Below are 24585 nucleotides of genomic sequence, written 5' to 3'. Positions count from 1 at the left end.
AAGCCTTTCCCGGATTTGGTAAAATTCGAGGAAACCCTCGCAGGACCACGCGTTGGTAGATGACATGACACCGGAAAACACGGCGCCGCTAACCGCGCATTCACCAAACGGTCTCGCAGAGGTCGAGCAGGAAATCGCGCGCGCCTGCAAGGATGCGCGTCGCGATCGTGGCTCGGTGACGTTGATCGCGGTGTCGAAAACGTTCGGCGCGGATGCGATTTCGCCTGTCATTGCGGCCGGGCAGCGCGTTTTCGGCGAGAATCGCGTGCAGGAGGCCAAGGCGAAGTGGCCCGAATTGATGCAGGCTCACCCGGGCATCTTGCTGCACCTGATTGGGCCGTTGCAATCCAACAAGGCGAAGGAGGCGGTGGCGCTGTTCGATGCCGTCCATTCAGTGGACCGCCCCAGCATTTGCGAGGCGTTAGCCAAGGAAATCAAAAATCAGAACCGGCATCCGCAATTGTTCGTCCAGATCAATACCGGCGAGGAGCCGCAGAAGGCGGGCATTTCTCCTTCCGATGCCGACGCCTTCATCGCGCGCTGCCGCGAGCATTACGGGCTTTCGATCTCAGGCCTGATGTGCATCCCGCCGGTCAACGACCCCCCTGCCCCGCACTTCGCGCTGACGGCCAAGATCGCCGCGCGCAACGGCCTGACGAATCTCTCGATGGGCATGAGCGCAGATTTCACCACCGCGATCCAGATGGGCGCCACGCATGTGCGGGTGGGATCCGCGATCTTCGGCGCGCGGTGAGGATGACTGGCGCTCTCCCCGTCGTCATTGCGAGCGAAGCGAAGCAATCCATTTCGCCACTTGCTGAGGCATGGATTGCTTCGTCGCTTCGCTCCTCGCAATGACGTTGTGGAAGCTTGGTCGAACCCAACTGACTCCTTCCCCGCAGAGCAAAACCGGCCCTCTACCCAATCACGATTCTCGTCCGCGGGCTCATCCGGCGCAGCAGCCGCAGCATTGACGACTTCGTCATCGAGACGCAGCCGGCGGTCGGCGCGAAATTCGGGCGGGCGAGATGCAGGAACACCGCGCTGCCGCGGCCGGCGATGCGCGGCGTCGTGTTGTGGTCGATCTCGATGATGAAGTCGTAGAGATGATCCTGGCGCGTCAACCGGTCGCCGTACTGCTCGCGGATGAGTTGCATCGGCTGGTTGTAGTGGCGGTCCGCCGGGTCCTCGCACCAGGCGTCCTCGGGCCGGATCGGGCGTGTCGGCAGGAAGGTGCGCGGCCGGGAACTGCGGTCCGCCCGCCACCACAATTGCCTCGGGTGGAAGACCCCGCGGGGGGTGCCGCCGTCACCCTCGCGCTTGTTGGCAAGGATGCCGCCGCGGCCGAGCGCGACCGGCACCGACCAGCCGTCCGCGGTCAGCCACCCCCGGCACGGGTTACCGGCGGCCGGCCGGATCTGAATCAAGGACAACGGCCGATCACGCGCGGTTGTCTCATAAGTGATTGAAAAATTGGAACTTCCCATGTGAATCGAAAAGCTCGCGCCTTGCCTCCCCGGCCCCGATTGTTCTATCTGGCGGGATTACAGCACATTCATCCAATCGGCCGCTGATTTGGGATAGACTGTGATTGGCTTGTGAATCGGTAATGAACGACTACCTACATACGACTCTCACTATCAAGTCTCGGCCAAAAGCGCTGTCCGCTTGTGTCCGCTGCTGCCTGCCTCCAAGAGGATCGTTCCTATGGCCAATGCCCGCAAGATTTTGATCGTGGACGATGATACCGACTTGCGTGATACGCTCGTCGAACAACTTTCGCTTCATGAGGAATTCGAAGCCTCCGCGGTCGACACCGGGGCCAAGGGCGCCAGCGCCGCCAAGACCAATTCTCCCGATCTGGTCCTGATGGATGTAGGCCTTCCCGATACCGATGGCCGCGAGGTGGTACGTTCCCTGCGCAAGGGCGGCTTCAAGGCACCGATCATCATGCTGACCGGGCACGACACAGATTCGGACACCATCCTCGGTCTCGAGTCCGGCGCCAATGACTACGTAGCAAAGCCCTTCCGCTTCGCGGTGCTGCTGGCACGGATCCGGGCCCAGCTCCGCCAGCACGAGGCCAGCGAAGACGCGGTGTTTTCGGTCGGTCCTTACAGCTTCCGCCCCGGCTCGAAGATGCTGACCGCCGCCAATGCGCGGAAGGTGCGGCTGACCGAGAAGGAGACCGCGATCCTGCGTTTCCTCTATCGCGCCGGCCAGATGCCGGTGTCGCGCGAGACGCTGCTGCAGGAGGTCTGGGGCTACAATTCGGGCGTCACCACCCACACGCTGGAGACGCATATCTACCGGCTCCGGCAGAAGATCGAAAAGGACGCCGCCAACCCCGAGATCCTGGTGACGGAAGCCGGTGGCTACAAGCTGGTGCCGTGATACGATTCGCGACCGAATCGTATCCCCGGTCACCGGCCTGAATGTCGATCGAAGATGACGTAGCGCTGCTCGAACGCGTCTCCACCTTGCGGCTGCTGGGGGATACTGCGCTACGCATGCTCGCGATCGGCTCCGAACAGCGTAATTTCGAACGTGGCGATGTTCTCTTCCATGCCGGCGATGAGGCCGATGCGGGCTATGTCGTGCAGCACGGCACCTTCCGCGTTGAGGACGGCGGCGCCGAGATCATCGCTGGCCCCGGCGCACTGATCGGCGAACTCGCCCTGATCGTGCGGATGAAGCGGCCGTCAACGGCGACCGCGCTGGAGCGCGCCTCTTGTATTCGTATCGCGCGCAGCCTGTTTCAACGCGTGCTGGAGAGTGATCCTGCCGCGGCGCGACGACTGCGCGACGAATTCGCCACCCGCACCACCCAGATCGCGAGCGACATTCTGGTGGCGGGTGGGAAGCTGAGTTCGTAGCTGCCGATCCTCATGGTGAGGGGTAGGTTGGGGCGCGTTGCTCTCTCCACGTCATTGCGAGCGCAAGCGAAGCAATCCATGCCTCCACAAGCGGCGCGATGGATTGCTTCGCTGCGCTCGCAATGACGTGGTCGGTGCTACACCTCGAGCGTCACCGTCACCGGCACGTGGTCCGACGGCCGTTCCCAACTGCGGGCGTCGCGGGTGATGGTGAAATCCGTGACGCTGTCCTTGAGCGCGCGCGAGACCCAGATGTGATCGAGCCTGCGGCCGCGATCGCCCACCGTCCAGTCGGCGGCGCGGTAGCTCCACCACGTATAGACCTTCTCCGATAGTGGAATTCGCTCCCGAGCGACGTCGAACCATTCGCCATGCAACTGGGCTGCGAGCAGCTTCTCGGTTTCGATCGGCGTGTGCGAAACGACCTTCAAGAGCTGCTTGTGCGACCACACGTCGTTCTCATGCGGGGCGACGTTGAGGTCGCCGACCAGGATGTGACGGTCGTCGCCGCGCGGATGCAAGGGCTCGCAGGCTTTCATCTCGTCGAGGAATTGCAGCTTGTGCTCGAATTTCGGATTGAGCGCGGGATCGGGGATGTCGCCGCCGGCCGGGACATAAAAGTTGTGCAACACCAGCGGTTTTGCGAGCTGCGCCTTCTCTCCGAATTCGACCGAGATGTGACGGGAATCGATCTTGTCGCAGAAGGTGCGGATGTCGGTCTTCTCGAACGGCACTTTCGAGATGATGGCGACGCCGTGATAGCCCTTCTGTCCGTTCAGCGCGACATGCTCATAGCCGAGCCGCTTGAACCGCTTCAGCGGAAAGGCGTCGTCGATGCACTTGGTCTCCTGCAGGCAGAGCACGTCCGGCCGCGCCTGCTTGATGAACTTGGCGACGAGGTCGATGCGCAGGCGCACCGAGTTGATGTTCCAGGTTGTCAGGGAAAGACGCATGGGAAACGCGTCTTAGCATGGATTGGAGCGTCGGAATCGATTGTCCACAGGGGACGCGCAAAGCGCAATAGGGCCGTACGATGGGTAGAGCGAAAGCGAAACCCATCATTCTCGCATGCGGCACCATGATGGGTTTCGCTGCGCTCGACCCATCCTGCGATCAACTAACCCGGTGGGGTCTGGTAGTTCGTGAAATCGATCTTGAACAGGCCCGGATCGATCTTCTTGGTGGTGTCGAGATTGTACACGGCGACCGTGGTGTCGTAGCCCTGCGGGTCGGTGACGGTCCACTGCTTGAGCTGGCCGTCCTTGGCGCCGACCATCAGCATCAAGCGGCTGGTGCCGATCAGCGCCTGCTTCTCCTCGATCGTGATCGAGATGAAGACGTCGTCGGCGGTGACGCTGACGACATTGGTGTCCTTCATCAGGTCGATGCGATCGGACAGCAGGTAGCGCAGTGGCGTCTGCGACAGCGGATAGATGTCCTGGGTGGAGAGCTTGCGGTCGCGCACCGCGACCGACGAGCCGTCGGCAACGATGTCGATCGGGCTCGGCGGCTCATATTCGAAGCGAACCTTGCCCGGCTTCTGGATGTAGAAATCGCCCTTGGTCTTGGAGCCGTCGGGGCCGACCTGCACGAAACTGCCTGACAGCGTCTGCAGCGAGGAGAGATAGCTGCTGATCCGCGCGGCCTGCGCCTTCTGGTTGGCGTCGAATGTCGCGAAGATGTTGGCCGGAACGTTGCGGCGCGGATCGGGAATCACAGGGGTCGGCGGCGTCTGCGTCGAGCCCGTCGTCGTCGGGCCCCTCTGCTCCTGCGCGCTCATCTGCGTGCCGTCGCGGCCCTTCGGCGCGGGCTTCGGCACCGGCACGTTCTGCGCGGACGAAGGCGCGGCGCCGGCGATCGACGTGGCGATCAGGATCGCCAACCCGGCATGGATGGCGCGATAAGCGTGGTGTTTGGCCATTCGGTATTTCGGATTCTGATGCAACGCGTCGTTCCGACCTTTGGGCATGATCGTTTCGGAAAACCGGTGTCCACTTTTCCGGATCATGCCTGAGTTTACCGTGGGTAGTGCCGCGGGGATATCGTTTTTCCGTGAAATTATCGGGGCAGGATCACATGCTGCCTTCTTCTTCGATCAGGATCTCGCGCTTGCCGGCATGGTTGGCCTGGCCGACGATGCCTTCGAGTTCCATCCGCTCCATCAATGAGGCCGCGCGGTTGTAGCCGATTTGCAGGCGTCGTTGAATATAGGAGGTCGAGGCCTTGCGGTCGCGTTTGACGATCGCAACCGCCTGCGAGTAGAGGTCGCCGCCGCCATCCCCGCCCATGCCGGTGGAGTCGAATACCGCGCCGTCCTCGTCGGTCGGCTCTTCCGCGGTAACGGCTTCCAGATATTCCGGCTGCCCCTGCGTCTTGAGATGGCGCACCACCTTCTCGACTTCCTCGTCGGAGGCGAACGGGCCGTGCACGCGGCTGATGCGGCCGCCGCCGGCCATGTAGAGCATGTCGCCCTGCCCCAGCAGTTGCTCGGCGCCCATCTCGCCCAGGATCGTGCGGCTGTCGATCTTCGAGGTGACCTGGAAGGCGATGCGGGTCGGGAAGTTGGCCTTGATGGTGCCGGTGATGACGTCGACCGAAGGACGCTGGGTGGCGAGGATCACGTGCAGGCCGGCGGCGCGCGCCATCTGCGCAAGGCGCTGCACTGCGCCTTCGATGTCCTTGCCGGCGACCATCATCAGGTCCGCCATCTCGTCGACGATGATGACGATGTAAGGCAGCGGATCGAGGTCGAGCTTCTCCGCCTCGTAGATCGCCTTGCCGGTCTCCTTGTCGAAGCCGGTGTGCACCGTGCGCGTCAGCTCCTCGCCCTTGGCCTTCGCCTCGACGAGACGCGCGTTGTAGCCGTCGATGTTGCGGACGCCGAGCTTGGCCATCTTCTTGTAGCGCTCTTCCATCTCGCGCACGGCCCATTTCAGCGCGACCACCGCCTTCTTGGGATCGGTGACGACGGGCGTGAGAAGATGCGGGATGCCGTCATAGACGGAGAGTTCGAGCATCTTGGGATCGACCATGATCAGGCGGCACTGATCGGGCCGCAGCCGATACAACAGGCTCAGGATCATGGTGTTGATGGCAACCGATTTGCCGGAGCCGGTGGTGCCGGCGATCAGCATATGCGGCGTGCGCGCAAGGTCGATGATGACGGGGTCGCCGCCGATGGTCTTGCCGAGGCAGAGCGGCAGCTTTGCCACCGACTCGGTTGCTTCCTTCGCGGTCAGGAGTTCGCGCAGGTAAACTTTTTCGCGATGCGCGTTCGGCAATTCGATGCCGATCGCGTTGCGGCCGGCGACGACGGCGACGCGGGCCGACAGCGCACTCATCGAACGGGCGATGTCGTCGGCGAGGCCGATCACGCGCGAGGACTTGATGCCCGGCGCCGGCTCGAGCTCGTACAGCGTGACGACCGGACCGGGATTGGCTTTGACGATCTCGCCGCGGACGCCGAAATCCTGCAGCACGCCTTCCAGCGCGCGCGAATTGGCTTCCAGCTCGGCCTTGCTCAGCGGGTGACGATCCGCAGCCTTCGGCGCCGACAGCACGGAGACCGAGGGCAGCTCGAACTTGTCGGAGGATTTTTTCTTCTCGCGCGGGGCCGGTTTCTTGCGCGGCGCCTGGGCGACCGGAGCGGCCTCCTCCTCGTCGTCCTCTTCGTCTTCGATCTCCTCGTCCTCGTCGAACTGTTCGCTGGCCTCCGGGACCACGGAGGGCGCGGTGCGGCCGCCGAGACTGGGCTCCTGCCGTTCGAACGCGCCGGCGCGCGGCTGTGGCGCGCTCGAGACCAGCGAGCGATAGGCGGTGCCGAGCAGCCAGCCAAGCCGCGCCTTGGCGCTCATCATTGCGTGGAACAGCCAGCCGAGCGAGATCGACGAGCGATCCCCTTCGTCGTCCTCGACGAACGGCTCGTCGTGATCCTCGAGCGGCGTCAGCTCTTCTTCGGCTTCCTTCGCGCGCCAGCCGCTCGCGAACAGGAAGCTCGCCGTCATCGCGACGAACAGGATCGCGCCAAGCACCAGGCGATAGATCACGCCGGCCGGACCGAACACCACCGCGGGCGCGCGCACCAGCGCGTCGCCGACCACGCCGCCGAGCCCGGTCGGCAATGGCCAGGCGCCGTTGTTCGGAAAACAGCTCGCGAAACCGGCGGCGATCACGGTGGCGAGGATCCAGCATCCGAGCCGCAGCGCTTCGCGATCGAACGGACGATGCGTCAGCATGCGCCAGCCCCAGACCGCGATGGGCAGGATCAGCATGATGGCGCCGAGGCCCAGGATCTGCATCAGGAGGTCGGCGCCGATCGCGCCGGGATAGCCGAGGATGTTGCGGATCGGGCGCGAGGTGGCGTGGCTCAGGCTCGGGTCCTGCACCGACCACGTCATCAGCGCCGCGGCGGCGACGCCGGCAAGCGTGATCAGGCACAAGCCGCCGAATTCTCGCACCCGCCGCTCCAGGGCTTCGCGGATCGGGACCGGCAGATGGCCGACCAGGGGAATGACACGTTCGATCGCTGGCATGCGCTTTCAGAGCCTTGCGATTAACTTAGGGTTTCGACCAGGCGGTGCAGCGCCTCGGCCGTTGATTCACTGTCGGAGACCAGCGCAAGGCGGATATAGCCCGCGCCGGGGTTGGAGCCGTCGGCTTGCGGCCGCGCCAGATAGCTGCCCGGGATCACGCGCACGCCGGCATCGCGATAAAGCTTCACCGTCGCCGCCTCGTCGCCGCCACGCTCGGAAACATCGAGCCAGACGCAGAAGCCGCCGGCCGGGCGCTGGTAGCCGTAGCGGCTGCCCAGGATCTGGTCGGCGAGGTCGAACTTGATCCGGTACAGCCTGCGGTTCTCCTCGACATGCGCCTCGTCGCTATAGGCGGCGACCGCGACATGCTGCAGCGGCACCGGCACTTGCGGCGCGGCCACGTTGCGCAGCTCATGGAAGGCGGCGAGGAATTTCGCATCGCCCGCGGCGAAGCCGACGCGCATGCCGGGCAGGTTCGAGCGCTTGGAGAGCGACTGGAACACGACGATATTGCTGAAGTCGGGACCGGCGCATTCCAGCGCGCTGCCGGGCGCTTCCCGGGTGTAGATCTCCGAATAGCATTCGTCGCTGAGGATGATGAACCCGAAGCGGTCGGCGAGCGCTTTCAGCCGCGCGAAATAATCGCGCGAGGCGACCGCGCCTTGCGGGTTCGCGGGCGAAGCGATGTAGAACGCCACCGTGCGCGCCAGCAGCGCGTCATCCAGCGCGTCGAGATCGGGCAAAAATCCGTTGGCCGGCGTGGTCGGCAGATAGACCTGCTCGCAGCCTGAGGCACGGGCGCCGGCGCCATAGGCCGGATAGAACGGGTTCGTCATCAGGATCGCCGGCGTCCCCTGGCGCGGGCCGACATAGCGGGCGGCGGTGATGGCGGCGAAGAACAGGCCCTCGCGGCTGCCGTTCAGGACCAGGACTTCACGCTCGGGATCGACCGGCCGCGGCAGATGGAACCGGGTCGACAGCCAGTTCGCCACCGCGCGGCGGAACGGCTCGATGCCCCTGGCGAGCGGGTAGCGGCCGAACTCTGCGGTGTGCCTGGCCAGCACCGGCCCGACAAAGGCCGGAACCGGGTGCTGAGGCTCGCCCAAGGATAGCGTGATCAATGGCTTGCCCGGCTGGTACGGCGCCAAGAGCTCGGCCGTGCGCGCAAACGGGGAACGCTCGGCCTGACCGGCCGGCATTGCACTGCCGGCGTCTTGCGCCACGCCGGAGGGAGCGGTCATTGCCATGTCTAAACGCCAGCACTTTCAATGCGGTCGAGGAGAATCCGACCCGACCGTAAACCGATCAAGCCACCATAGATACGGCGAGGTTAAGACGCGATTAACCATCGGCCCTGCTGGACAATTTGCTTGGTATTACCATATGCTGTTTGAGGTATTACCTGCCGATTGGAATCAAGATGACAACGACTGTGACCCGCAAGGGGCAGGTGACGATCCCTAAGTCGGTTCGGGATTACCTGGGTATTGGTCCCGGCAGCCAGGTGAATATTCGCCGTGCCAACGACGGCAGTGTACTGATCGAGAAGGCGGACAGACCCCGGCCGCCGAGCCGGTTTGCCAAAGCGCGCGGCTCCGCGGGACCGGGCATGACCACTGACGAACTCATGGCTCTCTTGCGCGACGAGCCGGAATGACGCTCGTCGATTCGAACGTTCTTCTCGACCTTGCGACCGACGACGAGAACTGGGCAGACTGGTCCCAGGCGCAGCTCGAGCTGGCAGCCTCCGCTGGGCCGCTGCTCATCAATAGCGTCATCTACGCGGAAGTCTCCGTACGCTACCGCACGGTCGAGGCGCTCGATGCCACGCTCCGCGACTTGAAAGTCGAGCTTGCAGAGATTCCCCGCCCTGCGCTCTTTCTGGCCGGCAAGGCCTATCTCCGATATCGCGGCGCCCGTGGCAGCCGCACGGGGGTGCTATCCGACTTCTTCATCGGCGCCCATGCTGCAGTCAAACAACTGCCGCTGCTGACCCGCGACACGCGGCGCTATCGCACCTATTTCCCGACCGTGGCGCTGATCGCGCCAGACGGCGAACGGTAGCTTGGCGATTCTTTTCGTCGGCCCCGGCCAAAAAAGAAAGGGGCTCCAACTTGCGCTGGAGCCCCTCAACGGTCGGGGCATTGCCGGGTATGTGCCCAAACCGTAGTTCTGGGTGTGACCCCGGGAGAGATCACACCCCGGGAGAACTCACATGTTGTAGGCGCGCTCCGTGTGCTCGGTGATGTCGAGGCCTTCACGCTCGGTCTCGACGTTGGCGCGCAGGCCGACGATCACGTCGACGACCTTGTAGATGATCGCCGAACCGACGCCCGACCACACCAGCGTGGTGCAGACGCCCCAGATTTGCGCGATCATCTGCGTGGTGAAGTCGTAGTCGGCGATCTTGCCCGCGACGTAGTCCATGATGCCGGTGCCGCCGAGCGCCGGGTTCACCAGGATGCCGGTGCCGAGCGCGCCGACGATGCCGCCGATGCAGTGGACGCCGAACACGTCGAGCGAGTCGTCGTAACCCAGCGCATTCTTCACCACGGTGCAAAAGAACAGGCAGACCACGCCGACCACGAGGCCGAGCACGATCGCGCCCATCGGACCGGAGAAGCCGCAAGCCGGCGTGACGGCGACCAGGCCCGCGACCGCGCCGGAGATGGCGCCGAGCACGGAGGGATGACCCTTGATGATCCACTCCGCGAACATCCAGGACAACGCCGCCGCCGCGGTCGCGACGAAGGAGTTGGTCATGGCGAGCGCGGCGCTGCCGTTGGCCTCCAGGTTCGAACCGGCGTTGAAGCCGAACCAGCCGACCCAGAGCAGCGAGGCACCGACCATCGACATGGTCAGCGAGTGCGGAGCCATCAGCTCCTTGCCGTAGCCGGTGCGCTTGCCGATCAGGAGCGCGCCGATGAGACCGGCGATGCCGGCGTTGATGTGGACGACGGTGCCGCCGGCGAAGTCGATCGCGCCCTTCTTGAAGATCCAGCCGGCGTCGGCGTTGATCTCGTCGAGCTTGGCCTGCGCCGCGGTCTTCGCCGCGCCGTCAGCCGCAGCTGCCAGCGCCTTCGCGGCATCGGTGATCGCGTCCGGACCGGCCCAGTACCAGACCATGTGGGCGATCGGGAAGTAGATCAGCGTCACCCAGAGCGGGATGAACAGCGCAACCGCTGCGAACTTCATGCGCTCGGCAAAAGCGCCGACGATCAGCGCGGGCGTGATCGCCGCGAAGGTCATCTGGAAGCAGATATAGACGAGTTCCGAGATGTTGGCGTCGACGCTGAAGGTTGCCGCCTTGGAATCCGTCGTGACCCCCGCCAGGAAGGCCTTGGAGAAGCCGCCGATGAAATCCGAGCCGCCGGTGAAGGCGAGGCTGTAGCCATAGATCGCCCAGATCACGACGACGATGCAGACGCTGTAGAACACCTGCATCAGCACCGAGAGCATGTTCTTGGTGCGGACCAGGCCGCCATAGAACAGCGCCAGTCCCGGGATCGTCATCAACAGCACCAGCACCGTCGAGGTGAGCATCCAAGCGTTGTCGCCCTTGTTGACGGTCGGCTCGGCATAGGCAGCGGTCGCGGCGAACAGGCCGAATGCGAGTGCCGCCAATCCCGCGCTGTAGGGACGTTTGAACGTCATGTTATTCTACTCCTGAATTGTAAGGTTTGAGCGCGCAATCAGAGGGCTGCGGCATCGGCCTCGCCGGTGCGGATACGGACCGCATGGTCGAGGTTGATGACGAAGATCTTGCCGTCGCCGATCTGTCCGGTCTTTGCCGCCGAGGTGATGGCGTCGATGGTCTTGTCGACCTGGTCGGCCGCAACCGCGACCTCGATCTTGATCTTGGGCAGGAAACTCACGGCATATTCAGCGCCGCGATAAATCTCCGTGTGGCCCTTCTGACGCCCGTACCCCTTGACCTCCGTGACCGTGAGACCGTGAACGCCGATGGCGGTCAGGGCGTCACGGACTTCTTCCAGCTTGAATGGCTTAATAATCGCCATAACAATTTTCATGTGTCCTATCCCCGCTTGGGCCCGGTGCAGACGAACCGGGTGTTGTCGACTGAGATCCACCACGCGGAGAAAATTCACGACGCGGTCACAGCCGCCGGCGTTAGAATCAAATGCCGTGCCAGATCGACGGCGCTGCCTAACGGATTATGAATCCGCCCATTTTCGCGCTGAACGGGAATTGGTCAGACCTGCGCTATTCCGCCGCGCTCAAAACGTAATCAGTGTCGCCCAATTCCTGGGCATGCCAGAGTCTGGACATAATTCTGCCCAGCGCGACGGCAAATCGGAGGTAATTAAGTAGCGCAGCTACCGCAGCGCCTCGCATGCTGCGAAATATCGAGGCCTTCCAGCTCCTGCTGCAGCGATACCCGGAGCGGGACACGGCCCCGCGCCATACCAAGGTGACGGCAACGCCGGAGAGCTGGATCAGCACCTGCTGCGGGTGGCCTTCGATCAGGCCGGCCGCTCCGCCGATCGCGCTCACAGGAAGGCTTCGGAAAGAGCTTAGAGAGCGTCGCTGTCGGTCTCGCCAGTGCGGATCCGAAGCGCGTGATCGATCGGGGTGACGAAGATCTTGCCGTCGCCGATCTGGCCGGTGCGCGCCTTGGCGGTGATGACCTCGACCGCCTTCTCGGCGACGTCGGACGCGACGGCGATCTCGATGCGCAATTTGGGCAGGAAGTTCACGACATATTCTGCGCCGCGGTAGATCTCGGTGTGCCCCTTCTGCCGGCCGTAGCCCTTCACCTCCGTCACGGTCATGCCGTGGATGCCGATCTCGGTCAGCGCCTGGCGCACCTCGTCCAGCTTGAAGGGTTTGATGATGGCGACGACAAGTTTCATGGCTAGCGGCCCGCATTTCTCTTGAGGCGCGGCCAACCCTGGTCTTCAGGGTGGCCTCCGATGCCGCGTCAATCTGGCATCTTTCTGAGCAAATGGCACAAAAAAGTTGCAGGTTTAGGGGGAAAACATCGGCATCCCCCGGCCGCGCTCCCTGTACAGGGGACATGATCGTCCGTCACAATGCGGCTTTCCTGCCTCGCCAGCGGCTCCGCTGGTGTGTCTTCCCAAGAATCGGATTCATTCCAAGGAAATGCTATGGCCGATCGATCCTGGTTTTATGCATCCGAGGGTCAGCAAAGGGGCCCGTTTCCGGAGTCGCAGCTCCGCGAATTCATCGTCCGGGGCATCGTTGGGCCGGACACGCTGGTCTGGACCGAGGGAATGTCGGGCTGGCAGAAGGCGGCCGAGATCGAAGGCCTGATCACGGATGCCTCCCGTCCACCGGCGATGGCGCCCGGGGGCACGCCTGTGGTCGGCGCGGCCGGCTATACCGGCGGGACGCTGTCGATCGATTTCAGCGTCTGGGAGATCACCTGGCGAACCATCGTGCTTTGGCTGGGCCTGATCTTCATCATTCCGACGCCGTGGGTCATCGTGATGTATTGCCGGTGGATCGTGTCGTGCGTGCACGTGCCGGGACGACCCAATCTCTCGTTTACCGGTCAGCCGCTCACGCTGTTCTGGTATTTCGCCGCGCTGGCCCTCTTTATCGCCGTCGCCATGGTCGGCTCAGAGTTGCTGAACAATCTGATGTTCCTGGTGCAGATCGCGCTGTACTGGCTGTTGATCAAATGGTTCGTGGCCAACATCGCCGCCAACGGCCAGCCGCTTGGCCTCAGCTTCAACGGTTCGATCTGGGCCTATCTGGGCTGGAATATCCTCGTCGTCCTTTCGGTGATCACCATTATCGGCTGGGCGTGGGTCTACACGGCGCAGTTGCGCTGGATCTGCCGCAATATCGGCGGTACGCGCCGCGAGGTCATCTTCAAGGCATCCGGTCTGGACATGCTGTGGCGGACCATCGTGTTCGTGGTCGCCTGCGCTTTCCTGATTCCGATTCCCTGGGCCTTGAGCTGGTACACGAAGTGGTACGTGTCGCAATTCGGTCTGATCGAACGCAGCACACTCGCCAACGCCTAGAGCATTTTCGGTTCTGATTGAATCAGAACCGAAGCTCTAGATTCTTGTTTTGACGCGTTTTCTTCACGCGAACCGGTCTCCACTTCGCTCGAAAACGCTCTAAGGCTCACTTCCGTTCGCGCACCGAGCCTTCCTGGGCCACGGAGGCCACCAGCGTGCCGTCGGGCTTGAAGATCAGGCCGCGGGTCAGACCGCGGCCGCCTTGCGCGCTCGGAGAATCCTGGGCGTAGAGCAGCCATTCGTCAGCGCGGAACGGGCGGTGAAACCACATCGCATGATCGAGGCTTGCCGGCATCATGCGCTTGTCGAACAGCGTGCGGCCGTAGCGCGCCATCACCGCATCGAGCAATGAGAAATCGGAAGCATAGGCAAGCGCGCATAGATGCAGCGCGGGATCGTCCGGCAGCTTCGCGGCGGTGCGGATCCAGACATGGATGCGGCCCTCCTCGATCTTCTGACCGAAATAGCGGCCGAGCTCGACCGGGCGCAGCTCGATCGGCCGATCGGATTCATAATAGCGGCGGATGAAGTCAGGCATCTCGCGAAACATCGGCTGCTTCGATACTTCCTCCGCGGTGAGCTTTTCCGGCGGCGGCACGTCCGGCATCTTCTCCTGGTGATCGAACGCGCCCTGCTCTTCGGCATGGAACGACACCATGATCGAGAAGATGGCGTTGCCGTGCTGGATCGCGGTGACGCGGCGGGTCGAATAGCTCTTGCCGTCGCGCAGCCGCTCGACCTGATAGATGATCGGGACCTGCGGGTCGCCGGGCAGGATGAAATAGCAATGGATCGAATGCGGCAGGCGGCCCTCGACGGTGCGGCAGGCCGCGACCATCGCCTGGCCGATCACCTGCCCGCCGAACACCCGCTGCCAGCTCGTTTTCGGGCTGTTGCCGCGGAACAGATTCACCTCGAGCGGCTCGAGATCCAGGATGGAAAGCAGGTCAATCAGGCTTTTTGACATGAAGCTTCCTCTTCCTCCGTCATTCCGGGGCGCGTCGAAGACGCGAACTACGATGTGCACTCGCACATCGGAGAATCTCGCGCAAAAACCTCCGGATTCCGGGTGCGCGCTGGCGCGCGCCCCGGAATGACGATGCGCGGCATTAAGTACCTTGTTTGGGACCCCTGTTTCGCCCAGCTGTTATCAGGTAGCAAGCACAGTCTGAGGGCATGAGCGCGTAAGGGACTTGCATGTCGGCACAGCGAGGCATTGTCATTTGCGGGGGCGCCTTTGCGGGTCTGGCGCTGGCCCTGGCGTTGCGCCAGGGGCTGGGGCCGGAAATCCCCGTCATCGTGGCCGATCCGGCGCTTGCGCAGCGTCCGAGCCGCGATCCGCGGGCGACCGCGATCGTCGCCGCCTGCCGCCGCCTGTTCGAGGCGATCGGCATCTGGGCCGAGATCGCCGAAACCACCCAGCCGATCCTCGACATGGTCGTCACCGATTCGCGGCTCGACGATGCCACCCGCCCGGTGTTCCTGACTTTTGCCGGCGATGTCGAGCCCGGAGAGCCGTTTGCGCATATGGTCGAGAACAGACTGCTGATCGACGCGCTGGTGGCGCGCACCGAGGCCGAAGGTGTTGATCTGCGCGCGACCGCGGTGTCAACCTTTGACGCCAGTGCCGATCTCGTCAGCGTCACGCTCGCCGACGGCAGCGTGATCGAAGCAGGCCTGCTGGTGGCCGCCGATGGCGCACGTTCGAAGCTGCGCGAGCGCGCCGGCATCGTCACCCATGGCTGGGAATACGATCAATCCGGCATCGTCGTCACCGTCGGTCATGAGCGCGACCATCAGGGCCGCGCCGAAGAGCATTTCCTGCCCGCAGGTCCGTTTGCGATCCTGCCGTTGAAGGGCAAGCGATCATCGCTGGTGTGGACCGAGAACCGCAAGGAAGCGTCGCGCATCGTCGGCTTGAGCGAACAGGAATTCCACGACGAGCTGGAGCGACGTTTCGGGCTGCATCTCGGCGAGGTCAAGGCGCTCGACAAGCCGCGCGCCTTTCCGCTCGGCTATTTCGTCGCGCGCTCCTTCATCGCCGAACGGCTGGCGCTGGTCGGCGATGCCGCGCATCTGATCCACCCCATTGCAGGGCAAGGGCTCAATATGGGCCTGAGGGATGTCGCGGCATTGGCGGAAGTCGTGGTCGATGCGGCGCGGCTCGGCATCGATCTTGGACAGGCCGACGTGCTCGAGCGCTACCAGCGCTGGCGGCGCTTCGACACCATGGCCATGGGAGTCGCGACCAATTCGCTGAACTTCCTGTTCTCCAACGAATCGACCTTGCTCAGGACCGTGCGCGATGTCGGGCTCGGCATCGTCGACCGTCTGCCACCGCTCAAGAGCATGTTCATCCGCCAGGCCGCCGGCCTCTCAGGCGAAGTGCCGCGACTGTTGAAGGGCGAGGCGCTGTAGCTGCGATTACAGGGCCGTAGCCCTCTCTCTCTGCGTCATTGCGAGCGAAGCGAAGCAATCCATGTCTCCGCAACGAGAGCGATGGATTGCTTCGTCGCTATCGCTCCTCGCAATGACGGTTCAAATCGATCACTCGATCTTGCGCGCTTCTTCCGGCAGCATGATCGGGATGCCGTCGCGGATCGGATAAGCGAGTTTTGCAGAGCGCGAGATCAGCTCCTGCCGTGCCGCGTCGAACTCCAGCGGACCCTTGGTGATGGGACAGACCAGGATTTCCAGGAGCTTCGGATCGGCGGTGCTTTCGAGATGATCGTTCGGGGAAGTCATGACGGTTTTCCAGCTTGACGCCTGTTCTCTATCACATTCGATTAGCGCGCCGCCATCCGCAGCAGTTCGTCGATGATCGCCTGCTGTTTTGCTTTCGGCAGCGGCTGCTCCGTCAGCGCGTGGCCTAGAAACGCCCAATAGAGAATCTGGGCGCGGGCGCGGGCCACATCGTTCGCGACACCGGCGCGCTTCAGAAGGCCTTCGACATAGTCAAGCCGCCGCTGGTCGATCGCCTGCACGGCGGCGCGCGCTGCAGCGTCGACGCTCGCCCAACTGCGGACGGCGTTTTCCAGCGCCAGCTTTTCGGAAAACACCCGCCGCAGCAGTACAGCCAAGGCGCCGGAACCCGCGCCGGTGGCCTCGACGTCGACGATGATCCGCTCCGCGGCGATCTCGCGCCAATGTTTCAGGACGGCGGCATGGTAGGCGGCGATATCGGTGAAGTGCCAGTAGAAGCTGCCGCGGGAAACGCCCATCTCCTTTGCCAGGGGGTCGGCTTTCAGCGCGGTGAAGCCGCGCTTTGCGAGTGCTTTCAGGCCCTGATCGACCCAGTCGTTCGCGGAGAGCTGATCGGTCATACGGCGCACCATCGTCACCCTACCATACACCAGTGTATTGACATGTGCCAACGCACGCGCGATAACCATACACAACTGTATGGAGGCGAACGATGCGCGATGTCCTGCTGCAATGTTCCGGCCTCGCTGCGATCGCGGCGGCGTTGATCCACGGCTATCTCGGCGAGTTCAAGGTGTTTCCGAAAATGACGATCGAACCGGCGCGGCTGCGCACGCTGATCCGGCTGGTCTGGCAGGCCGGCACGGTGGCCTGGATCGGCGGCGGCGTGCTGCTGCTCGCCGCGCCCTGGATGGCCTCGGAGGTGGCGCGGCACTGGATCGTCGTCACGCTCGCCTGCGTGTTTGCCTTTGCCGCGTTTGCCAATGCGGTTGCCACGCACGGCCGGCATTTCGGCTGGATGGCGCTCACCGCTGTGGTCGCGATGGCGGTCGCGGGGTATTAGAGCGTTTTCGAGCGAAGTGGATACCGGTTCGCGTGAAGAAAACGCGTCAAAACAAGAATCTAGAGCTTCGGTTCTGATTCAATCAGAACCGAAAATGCTCTAGCTGGCCGCGTGTAACGCTGTCATTCCGGGGCGTCTGAAGGACGAGCCCGGAATCCATTTCTCCACCGGAGTATGTGGCTCTATGGATTCCGGGCTCGCGCTGCGCGCGCCCCGGAATGACAGGCAGAATCACTGCAGCGGCGGGTCGCCGCTGGTGCGCTTCTTGGCGAGGTCCATCTCGGTCACCGCGATCAGGATTTCGGCGCGGGTCTTGAGGTCGGGCGCTTCCAGCATCGCCTGCTTTTCCGCCGGGCCGTAGGGCGACATCATCGCGAGCGCGTTGACCAGCGCCTCATTGGGCGCGGCTTCGATGCCGGCCCAGTCGACCTTCAGATTGTTGGCTTTCAAAAAATCCGTCAGCACCGCCAGCAGGGCTTCGCGGTCGACATCCTCCTCGCCCTTGCGCGCGACGAAATCGGCGGCGAAGGAGAAGAAATCGACCTTGCACTGGCGGTACGCCGTCAGCACGCTGAGCTCCTCGACCACCTTGAAGCGGGCCACGCCGGTGAGCTCGAGGATGTAGCGGCCGTCGCCGGATTCGGCGAGCTGGGTGATGCGGCCGACGCAGCCGATGCGGAACAGCGCCGGCTTGTCCTCATTGTGCGAATGGGTCACGTCGGGCTGGATCATGCCGATCAGCCGATGGCCGTCCCGGAAGGCGTCATCGACCATCGCAAGATAACGCGGTTCGAAGATGTTGAGCGGCATCTGGCCGCGCGGCAGCAGCAGCGCTCCCGCAAGCGGGAAAACCGGGATCACCTCGGGAAGTTCGGCCGGGCCCCGATATTCGGCATTGATCGGCATCTGCGGCCCCGGTGTTATGCGCCTTACTGGATTATGATCCGATTGAACGAAATCGGATCATAATCTCATCTTCATGTGTGAGCATGACCATTTCGGAACCGGTATCCACTTTTCCGGATCGTGCTCTAGGAGAACAGGATCGTCGAGAGCCGCTTGCGTCCCTCGACGGTCGCTTCATCCGCCCCGCCCCACGCTTCGAAGAACTGGACGAGCTGCTTGCGTGCACCGTCGTCGTTCCACTTGCGGTCGCGCTTGACGATCTCCAGGAGCTGGTTGGTCGCCTCGCTGCGCTTGCCCATCGCGTTCAGCGCGGTGGCGAGATCGAACCGCGCCTGATGATCGAGCGGGTTTGCGGCGACTTTCTGTTCCAGTTCGGTGACCGGACCGACCGACTGCGCCTGCTCGGCAAGGTCGATCGCGGCCTGCACCGCCTTCACGGCCGGATCGTTGCGCTTGGATTCCGGCACCATGCCGAGCGTCTGCTTGGCCTGGTCGACCGCGCCTGATGTGACATAGCATTTGGCGAGACCGGCGAGCGCGGCGATATTGGTGGCGTCGATCCCGAGCACCTCGGCATAGATCTGCGCCGCGGCCGCCGCATCGCCCTCGGCGAGCACGGCGTCGGCTTCCTTCAGGATCTCGGCGATGTTCGGCTCGCCCGCGGCCGGGACACCCTTGGTCAGGCGCTCGATGAAGGCGTTGACCTGGCTTTCCGGGACCGCGCCCATGAAGCCGTCCGCCGGCTGGCCGCCCACGAAGGCGATCACCGCCGGGATCGACTGGATGCCCATCTGGCCGGGGATCGACGGATGCTCGTCGATGTTCATCTTGACCAGCTTGACCCGGCCCTTGGCATTGCGCACCGCCTTTTCCAGGATCGGGGTGAGCTGGCGGCAGGGTCCGCACCAGGGCGCCCAGAAATCGATCAGCACCGGCTGGCGCTTCGACTCCTCGATGACGTCCTTAACGAATGTCTGGGTGGTCGTTTCCTTGATCAGATCGCCTGCCTGCGGCGCCGGACCGCCGCCCTGCTCAACTATCGTCACGATATCCTCGCCTGATGTCTCGAGATTGGCGCCTGTTCTAGCACGGCCGGAACCGAACACCCGTCAGCTAAATGGCGGTTTGGCGCCAAATTTCAATCGGGACGCCCTTCCCGTTCCGCCGCGGCGCCAGCCGGCCCTGGGCAGCCGGTAACATGGAGTCATGATGAAATGCGGCTGGAGTTTGCAGGGTTGCTCGCGCCGAATCGGTCCGTGGCGGCGCGAGACGGGAAAAGCGGGTTCCCCGCGTCAAAACGCACCAAATCGCCAACAAATCGCACCCTCCCGCGCGGCTTCCGGACGCTTCTGCACCATTTCCGACCAAATCAGGCGATTTCGCCGCCTTCGGGCCTGTTGCATTCGCGGTCCGCTTTTGGCATAGCTCTGCCGTTGACGGCGAGCGATCGCCGCATCAGGACGCGGGTGTAGCTCAGTGGTAGAGCACGACCTTGCCAAGGTCGGGGTCGAGGGTTCGAGCCCCTTCGCCCGCTCCAAATTTTCCCCGAAGCCGGGCTGATATTTTCCCGCAGCCGCGCGCGAGCGCCTTCGAGCGCTTGATCGGGGCTCCACAAGGATCTCGCCGGCGAAATGCAAGCCTCGGCCTGACCGCTCATTCGTCCGACGATTAACTCGACAGTCAGCCGGATTGCCGCTCGAAACGCGCGAGAGATGCGTTAGCTTCAAACGAATACTGCGCTGCGACGGCATCGCTCGTCGTCTCGCAAGAGAATAGTGCAAGCGAAGCTTCTCAACTTGTCTTGACCGCGCTCGAATGCGGACTTCATCGCCTGCGCTTCTCTCGCGCGGGGGATGTGCTAACATTTTTCCGGTCTGGCCCACCTCGCGCAGACCACTGCGATCGTCTCGTTAGAATCAATAAAGAGCCAGCCGCCCGGCTGGATAGGGGAGTAACGCGATGCAATCGGTTTTCAATCGTTCCATTCTTGCGCTTGCCGCCATCGCCCTCGTGGCGGGGACTGGCCTTGCCAATGCGCAACAGCAGCAGGACAAGGGCAGGGCGCTGAAGAAATACGAATCCGGCTCCAAGGAATTCTGGACCCATCCGCCGGATGACTGGTTCCTGGGCGACGAGACCGAAGCGCAAAAGGGCCTTGCGCCGCCGTCGGGACCGCCGACCGGCGCCTCCGATTCCGAGCTCGCGGCGCTGATCAAGAAGATCAAGCTGCCACAGGGCTTCAAGATCGAGGTCTATGCGTCGAACGTGCTCGCCGCGCGGCAGATGGCCTGGGGCGACAAGGGCACGCTGTTCGTCGGCTCGTTCGGGCTCGGCAACGTCTATGCGATCAAGGACAACAACGGCAAGAAAGAGGTCAAGACCATCCTCAAGGGGCTGAACATGCCCACCGGTCTCGCCTTCCGCGACGGCGCGCTCTATGTGATCGCGGTCGACAAGCTGATCCGCTACGACAATGCCGAAGCCAATCTCGACAATCTCGGCCAGGGCAAGGTGGTCTATGACGACATGCCCTCCTATGCCGCGCATGGCTGGAAATATATCGCCGTCGACAAGGACGGCTGGTTCTACATTCCGTTCGGGCCGCCCTTCAACATCGGCATCCCTCCGACCAGCCTCTCGCAGATCCGCCGCGTCGATCCCAAGACCGGCAACGCGGAAATCTGGGCGCTCGGCGTGCGCAACAGTGTCGGCGGCGACGTCGATCCGCGCACCGGCCGCTATTGGTTCACCGAGAATGCGCGCGACTGGGTCAGCGACGATCTGCCGAGCGACAAGCTCAACATGATCTCGAAGATCGGCGAGCATTTCGGCTATCCCTATTGCCACCAGGGCGACATGCCCGATCCGAAATTCGCGATGGGGCATAAGTGTTCGGAATTCACGCCGCCCGTGCTCAACCTAGGGGCCCATGTCGCGCCGCTCGGCATGAAGTTCTACACCGGCAATCAATTTCCCGCCGACTACAAGAATAACATCCTGATCGCCGAGCATGGCTCCTGGAACAGGCACAAGTATCAGGGCGCGCGCATCGTGCGCGTGATCGTCGGTCCCGACGGCAAGAACGCCAAGCAGGAAGTGTTCGCCTCCGGCTGGATCGAAGGCGACCAGAACTATCTCGGCCGTCCCGCCGACATCCTCCTCGACAAGGACGGCTCGATCCTCGTTGCCGACGACTGGGCCGGTGCGATCTATCGCATCAGCTACAGCAAGAAGTGACACGATAACGATGGGAGGCTGCGGTGGCCGGATGGCGGCCGCAGCCTCTTTGTTTGACTGAACGACGGGGGGGCGATGGAGTGGAGTCTGACTGATGCGCCGACTGTTCGTCTCGTACCTATCTGGTGGACTCGCACTCCTGGCCGCGACCATCAATCCCGCGCTCGCGGCCGATGTTGCGGCCGGCAAGGAAAAGGCCGAGATGTGCGTCGGCTGCCATGGCGACAACGGCATCTCGCAGACCGAGAACATTCCCTCGCTCGCCGGCCAGCCCGATCAGTTCATCCAGTGGCAGCTCGTGTTCTTCCGCGCCGGCACGCGCAAGAACGAGCAGATGCAGCCGATCGTCGAGCAGCTCAACAATGAGGACATCCGCAATCTCGGCGCCTATTTCTCCTCGCTGACGCCGCCGAAGGGTCCGAAGGACGACGATCCTGACCTGTCGGAGAAGGGCAAGCAGGCCGCCGCCGGCCGCCGTTGCGCCTCATGTCATACCGACAGCTATGCCGGCACCAAAGCGGTGGCGCGCATCGCCGGCCAGCGCGAGGAATATCTCGTCAAGGCGCTGCACGACTACAAGTCCAGCGCGCGCTCCGGCGGCGGCATGGCCGCGATGGCCGATGTCGCCTATCCCCTGAGCGACGAAGAGATCACCGCGCTCGCGCACTATCTCGCGCATCTCTGATGGTGATGACGGAGCTGTAGCCCGGGTGAAGCGCGGCGTAACCCGGGGCAGCTCTTTCCGCTGCGCTCCGCCCGGGCTACGGGACTCGCTACTACCTGCCCCGCTGCAATTCGTACGCCTTCAGATGCGTATAGGCCGTACGCAGCTTCGGCACGGGAATCTTGGCGGCGTCGGCGCGGGCGACGAGGTCGCCGATCACATGATCGGCTTCGACCGGAAGGCCGGCCTTGATGTCGCGGAACATCGAGGCGGTCATCGGCGAGCCTGCGGCCGTCAGCATGCCCTTGACGCGCTCGAAGTAGGGTCCGCTCGGCGCATAGCCTTCGGCGGCTGCCACCGCGCTGCATTCGTCGAGCATGCCGAGCAGGAAATCCTTGCCGCCGGGCGCGGCCAGGATGTTGCCGACGGAGGTGCGCATCAGGCTGGTGGACGCCGCGAGCGAGGCCAGGAAGAACCATTTCTCCCACATGTCCTGCATCACCTGATTGCTGGCGCTGGCGCCATTGATCGCGGAAAACACCTCCGCGATCGCGCGCACGCGGTCCGACATCCTGCCGTCGCGCTCGCCGAAAGTCAGCGACTGCATCGGCTGAAGCTGCACCACCTCGCGCGCGTCGTTCAGCGTCGCCGCAATCGCGCAGAGCCCGCCGAGCACATGCTCCGCGCCGAACTTCTTGTCGAGCGCATTGAGATGCAGCATGCCGTTGAGCAGCGGGATGATCGCGGTGCTGGGGCCGACCGCCGGCGCGAACGACTTGATGGCGTCCTCCAGGTCGAACGCCTTGCAGCTCAACAGCACGACGTCGTACTTCTCGTTCAACCTGTCCGCCTGCACGGTCGGCGGGTTCTTCAGCGTCACGTCGCCGTTCGGGCTCTTGATCACGAGGCCAGCGGCCGCGAGTTCGGAGGCGCGCCTGGGGCGGACCAGGAATGTGACGTCACGGCCGGCCTGCAGCAGCCGCCCACCGAAATATCCGCCGATCGCACCGGCACCGACGACGAGAACGCGCATGGGATCATTCCTTGTTGTTGCTTTAAGAGATGGGCGGGGAACCGTCTGGCAGACAGGCTGGCGGCCCTGCCCTGCCTTGTTTCTCCTTGGCCGTATTGTGGCGCGATCCGCGTGGCCCGTCTACAATATGATCATCGTCATATTGTAATGGTGCTGCTTCCCGATCAAATCATGCGCTTGACGGTCTGCTTCCGCCAGACCAGCATGTAATAGCCCATCTGCAGCAGGAACATGGTGCAAAAGGTGATCGGATAGGCGGCCCAGACGCCCTCGATGCCGATCAGGCGGCTGAGGATGACGGCGGACGGGATCTCGACCAGCGTGATTGCGACGGCGGAGATCAGGAGCGGCATCCACACCGTGCCGCCGGCGCGCATCGCGCCCGAAAACACCGTCGACATCCCGAACAGGACCGAGCTCCACAACACGATATGCAATAGTCCCTGCGCGAGCTCGAGCACGGCCGGGTCGGTGATGAAAAAGCCCATCAGCGTGCGCGAGAACAGATAGGCGATCGCGACCAGTCCGCCGGTCAGGATCACGTTCATCTTCAGCCCGGTGCCGACGATGGCGCCGATCTGGCCGGCATCGCCGCGGCCGATCGCCTGCGCGCCGAAGATCGAGACCGAGATCGCGATCGAGAGCGCGGGAAATTGCACATAGCTCAAGACCTGATTGACCGCACCATAGGCCGCGGTGGCATTGGAGCCGTAGCCGTTGACGAGCCCGAGCAGCACCAGTTCGGCGAGCGACATCACCACCATGCCGAGCGCGGCGGGAATGCCGAGCCACAACACGGTCCGCAGCAGCCTGCCGTCCGGCCGCATCGCGCGCAGGAACGCGACATCGAAAGCCAGTGCATGGCTTCGCCGCCGCAAATGGAGGTTGAGCCACACCAGTGTCAGCAGGCTCGACACCGCCGAGGCCCAGGCGGCACTCGCAACGCCGAGCTGCGGCAGGCCAAGCCAGCCGCGGATCAGCGCCGGCGTGACCATGAGGCCGATGACGGTCGAAATCGCGAGCGCGAGCAACGGGGTCAGGGTATCGCCGACGCCGCGCAGCATTGCGGTGGCCAGGATGAAGGCGAAGGTCAGCGGCATCGTGACCATCATGGTCCGCGCATAGGACGTGGCGGCATCGAGGATATCGGCTGGCGTCGCAAGCGCGACCAGGAGTTCGCGCGTGAACAGCAAGCCGAACAGCGCAATACCAAGTGCCAGCAAGAGCGCGACCGTCAGCGTCGTGCCGGCCACCGCCTTGACCTTGTCAGCTTCTCCGGCGCCAAAGGCCTGGCCGACCAGCACGGTCGCGCCGGAGCTCAAGCCCATCACGAAGGCGACCAGGAAGAACATCATCGGGAAGAACACCGAGACCGCGGCGAGCGCATCGACCCCGATCATCTGTCCCAGATAGATGTTGTTGATGGTGCCGAACAGCGCCTGCAGGATGTTGCTCAGCATCATCGGCAGCAGGAAGGCGAGGAACGTCCTCCAGAGCGGCGGCGGCTTGGACATGGAAAGGGTACCTGTTGAAATGTGATAGGTCGTTGATTGAATC

The 24585-nt window shown here is 63.5% G+C and carries 25 protein-coding genes, 1 tRNA gene and 1 pseudogene; 11 read left to right on the top strand and 16 right to left on the bottom strand.

From position 1 onward, the window contains the following. Positions 1 to 64 precede the first annotated feature (64 nt). A complete protein-coding gene (locus tag I6F35_RS24815; protein WP_225120280.1) occupies positions 65 to 754 on the top strand; it encodes a YggS family pyridoxal phosphate-dependent enzyme in 690 nt (229 codons plus the stop codon). 163 nt (positions 755 to 917) lie between these two features. Here I6F35_RS24815 and I6F35_RS24810 read toward each other — a convergent pair whose 3' ends face one another. Further along, positions 918 to 1487 (bottom strand): L,D-transpeptidase family protein, encoded by a 570-nt coding sequence (locus I6F35_RS24810; protein ID WP_225120279.1) that lies wholly within the window; start codon positions 1485 to 1487, stop codon positions 918 to 920. Positions 1488 to 1707: 220 nt separating this feature from the next. On the opposite strand from I6F35_RS24810, the gene I6F35_RS24805 reads away from it, so the two are divergent. Continuing rightward, entirely contained in the window at positions 1708 to 2394 is a 687-nt protein-coding gene (locus tag I6F35_RS24805) for a response regulator transcription factor (RefSeq protein WP_027582830.1), read from the top strand. Between the two features lie 41 nt (positions 2395 to 2435). Then, the gene (locus tag I6F35_RS24800; RefSeq protein ID WP_225120278.1) at positions 2436 to 2876 is read left to right on the top strand and encodes a cyclic nucleotide-binding domain-containing protein; all 441 of its coding nucleotides are present in this window, start codon (positions 2436 to 2438) and stop codon (positions 2874 to 2876) included. Between the two features lie 137 nt (positions 2877 to 3013). On the opposite strand, the gene I6F35_RS24795 is transcribed toward I6F35_RS24800, so the two are convergent. From I6F35_RS24795 to I6F35_RS24780, 4 genes are all read right to left on the bottom strand, one after another. Beyond that, complete coding sequence (locus I6F35_RS24795; protein WP_225120277.1) at positions 3014 to 3829, bottom strand: exodeoxyribonuclease III; 816 nt, start codon at positions 3827 to 3829, stop codon at positions 3014 to 3016. Between the two features lie 164 nt (positions 3830 to 3993). Then, positions 3994 to 4797 carry an outer membrane lipoprotein carrier protein LolA gene (locus tag I6F35_RS24790; protein ID WP_225120276.1) on the bottom strand — a complete coding sequence of 268 codons (804 nt, stop codon included), beginning with the start codon at positions 4795 to 4797 and terminating at the stop codon, positions 3994 to 3996. Between the two features lie 151 nt (positions 4798 to 4948). After that, positions 4949 to 7408 carry a DNA translocase FtsK gene (locus tag I6F35_RS24785; protein ID WP_225120275.1) on the bottom strand — a complete coding sequence of 820 codons (2460 nt, stop codon included), beginning with the start codon at positions 7406 to 7408 and terminating at the stop codon, positions 4949 to 4951. Positions 7409 to 7428: 20 nt separating this feature from the next. Then, the gene (locus I6F35_RS24780) at positions 7429 to 8655 is read right to left on the bottom strand and encodes an aminotransferase class I/II-fold pyridoxal phosphate-dependent enzyme (protein WP_225120274.1); all 1227 of its coding nucleotides are present in this window, start codon (positions 8653 to 8655) and stop codon (positions 7429 to 7431) included. Between the two features lie 173 nt (positions 8656 to 8828). On the opposite strand from I6F35_RS24780, the gene I6F35_RS24775 reads away from it, so the two are divergent. Further along, positions 8829 to 9065 (top strand): AbrB/MazE/SpoVT family DNA-binding domain-containing protein, encoded by a 237-nt coding sequence (locus I6F35_RS24775; RefSeq protein ID WP_225120273.1) that lies wholly within the window; start codon positions 8829 to 8831, stop codon positions 9063 to 9065. Then, a complete protein-coding gene (locus I6F35_RS24770; protein WP_225120272.1) occupies positions 9062 to 9472 on the top strand; it encodes a type II toxin-antitoxin system VapC family toxin in 411 nt (136 codons plus the stop codon). Before I6F35_RS24775 ends, I6F35_RS24770 begins: the two co-directional genes overlap by 4 nt. Before the next feature lie 147 nt (positions 9473 to 9619). Here I6F35_RS24770 and I6F35_RS24765 read toward each other — a convergent pair whose 3' ends face one another. The 4 genes and pseudogenes from I6F35_RS24765 to I6F35_RS24750 all read right to left on the bottom strand — a co-directional run bounded on the left by I6F35_RS24765 (position 9620) and on the right by I6F35_RS24750 (position 12282). After that, the gene (locus I6F35_RS24765; RefSeq protein ID WP_225120271.1) at positions 9620 to 11062 is read right to left on the bottom strand and encodes an ammonium transporter; all 1443 of its coding nucleotides are present in this window, start codon (positions 11060 to 11062) and stop codon (positions 9620 to 9622) included. 38 nt (positions 11063 to 11100) lie between these two features. Further along, positions 11101 to 11439 (bottom strand): P-II family nitrogen regulator, encoded by a 339-nt coding sequence (locus I6F35_RS24760; RefSeq protein ID WP_028164751.1) that lies wholly within the window; start codon positions 11437 to 11439, stop codon positions 11101 to 11103. A gap of 293 nt (positions 11440 to 11732) precedes the next feature. Then, positions 11733 to 11920: pseudogene (locus I6F35_RS24755) on the bottom strand (hypothetical protein); the annotation flags it as partial. 23 nt (positions 11921 to 11943) lie between these two features. Further along, positions 11944 to 12282, bottom strand: a complete 339-nt coding sequence (locus tag I6F35_RS24750; protein WP_225120270.1) for a P-II family nitrogen regulator — start codon at positions 12280 to 12282, stop codon at positions 11944 to 11946. A gap of 255 nt (positions 12283 to 12537) precedes the next feature. On the opposite strand from I6F35_RS24750, the gene I6F35_RS24745 reads away from it, so the two are divergent. After that, positions 12538 to 13422, top strand: a complete 885-nt coding sequence (locus tag I6F35_RS24745; protein WP_225120269.1) for a DUF4339 domain-containing protein — start codon at positions 12538 to 12540, stop codon at positions 13420 to 13422. A 106-nt stretch (positions 13423 to 13528) separates the two neighbouring features. Here I6F35_RS24745 and tesB read toward each other — a convergent pair whose 3' ends face one another. After that, a complete protein-coding gene (tesB, locus tag I6F35_RS24740; RefSeq protein ID WP_225120268.1) occupies positions 13529 to 14389 on the bottom strand; it encodes an acyl-CoA thioesterase II in 861 nt (286 codons plus the stop codon). 230 nt (positions 14390 to 14619) lie between these two features. On the opposite strand from tesB, the gene I6F35_RS24735 reads away from it, so the two are divergent. Next, complete coding sequence (locus tag I6F35_RS24735) at positions 14620 to 15840, top strand: ubiquinone biosynthesis hydroxylase (protein ID WP_225120267.1); 1221 nt, start codon at positions 14620 to 14622, stop codon at positions 15838 to 15840. Between the two features lie 129 nt (positions 15841 to 15969). Here the strand turns inward: I6F35_RS24735 and I6F35_RS24730 are convergent, their stop codons facing one another. Continuing rightward, the gene (locus tag I6F35_RS24730) at positions 15970 to 16167 is read right to left on the bottom strand and encodes a Trm112 family protein (protein WP_225120266.1); all 198 of its coding nucleotides are present in this window, start codon (positions 16165 to 16167) and stop codon (positions 15970 to 15972) included. 41 nt (positions 16168 to 16208) lie between these two features. After that, a complete protein-coding gene (locus I6F35_RS24725; protein ID WP_225120265.1) occupies positions 16209 to 16745 on the bottom strand; it encodes a TetR/AcrR family transcriptional regulator in 537 nt (178 codons plus the stop codon). Between the two features lie 92 nt (positions 16746 to 16837). On the opposite strand from I6F35_RS24725, the gene I6F35_RS24720 reads away from it, so the two are divergent. Further along, complete coding sequence (locus I6F35_RS24720) at positions 16838 to 17188, top strand: hypothetical protein (protein ID WP_225120264.1); 351 nt, start codon at positions 16838 to 16840, stop codon at positions 17186 to 17188. A gap of 231 nt (positions 17189 to 17419) precedes the next feature. Here I6F35_RS24720 and I6F35_RS24710 read toward each other — a convergent pair whose 3' ends face one another. Together I6F35_RS24710 and trxA are read right to left on the bottom strand one after the other, a co-directional pair. Beyond that, the gene (locus I6F35_RS24710; protein WP_225120263.1) at positions 17420 to 18094 is read right to left on the bottom strand and encodes an LON peptidase substrate-binding domain-containing protein; all 675 of its coding nucleotides are present in this window, start codon (positions 18092 to 18094) and stop codon (positions 17420 to 17422) included. Positions 18095 to 18219: 125 nt separating this feature from the next. Next, positions 18220 to 19140, bottom strand: a complete 921-nt coding sequence (gene trxA, locus I6F35_RS24705; RefSeq protein ID WP_225120262.1) for a thioredoxin — start codon at positions 19138 to 19140, stop codon at positions 18220 to 18222. Positions 19141 to 19556: 416 nt separating this feature from the next. Here trxA and I6F35_RS24700 point away from each other — a divergent pair. The 3 genes from I6F35_RS24700 to I6F35_RS24690 all read left to right on the top strand — a co-directional run bounded on the left by I6F35_RS24700 (position 19557) and on the right by I6F35_RS24690 (position 22016). Beyond that, positions 19557 to 19631, top strand: a tRNA-Gly gene (locus I6F35_RS24700). Between the two features lie 422 nt (positions 19632 to 20053). Further along, positions 20054 to 21331, top strand: coding sequence for a PQQ-dependent sugar dehydrogenase (locus tag I6F35_RS24695; protein WP_225120261.1), 1278 nt, complete (start codon positions 20054 to 20056; stop codon positions 21329 to 21331). 94 nt (positions 21332 to 21425) lie between these two features. Beyond that, on the top strand, positions 21426 to 22016 hold the full coding sequence (locus I6F35_RS24690; protein WP_225120260.1) for a c-type cytochrome: 591 nt from the start codon (positions 21426 to 21428) through the stop codon (positions 22014 to 22016). Positions 22017 to 22107: 91 nt separating this feature from the next. Here I6F35_RS24690 and panE read toward each other — a convergent pair whose 3' ends face one another. Both panE and I6F35_RS24680 read right to left on the bottom strand, forming a co-directional pair. Next, a complete protein-coding gene (panE, locus tag I6F35_RS24685) occupies positions 22108 to 23028 on the bottom strand; it encodes a 2-dehydropantoate 2-reductase (RefSeq protein WP_225120259.1) in 921 nt (306 codons plus the stop codon). A 164-nt stretch (positions 23029 to 23192) separates the two neighbouring features. Then, positions 23193 to 24542, bottom strand: coding sequence for an MATE family efflux transporter (locus tag I6F35_RS24680; RefSeq protein WP_225120258.1), 1350 nt, complete (start codon positions 24540 to 24542; stop codon positions 23193 to 23195). Between the last annotated feature and the right edge of the window lie 43 nt (positions 24543 to 24585).

This window comes from Bradyrhizobium sp. BRP22 (genome assembly GCF_020194175.1).
GTDB lineage: Bacteria > Pseudomonadota > Alphaproteobacteria > Rhizobiales > Xanthobacteraceae > Bradyrhizobium.
The sequence above is the reverse complement of the archived record's forward strand: the minus strand, read 5'-3'. Positions and strand labels throughout refer to the sequence as shown.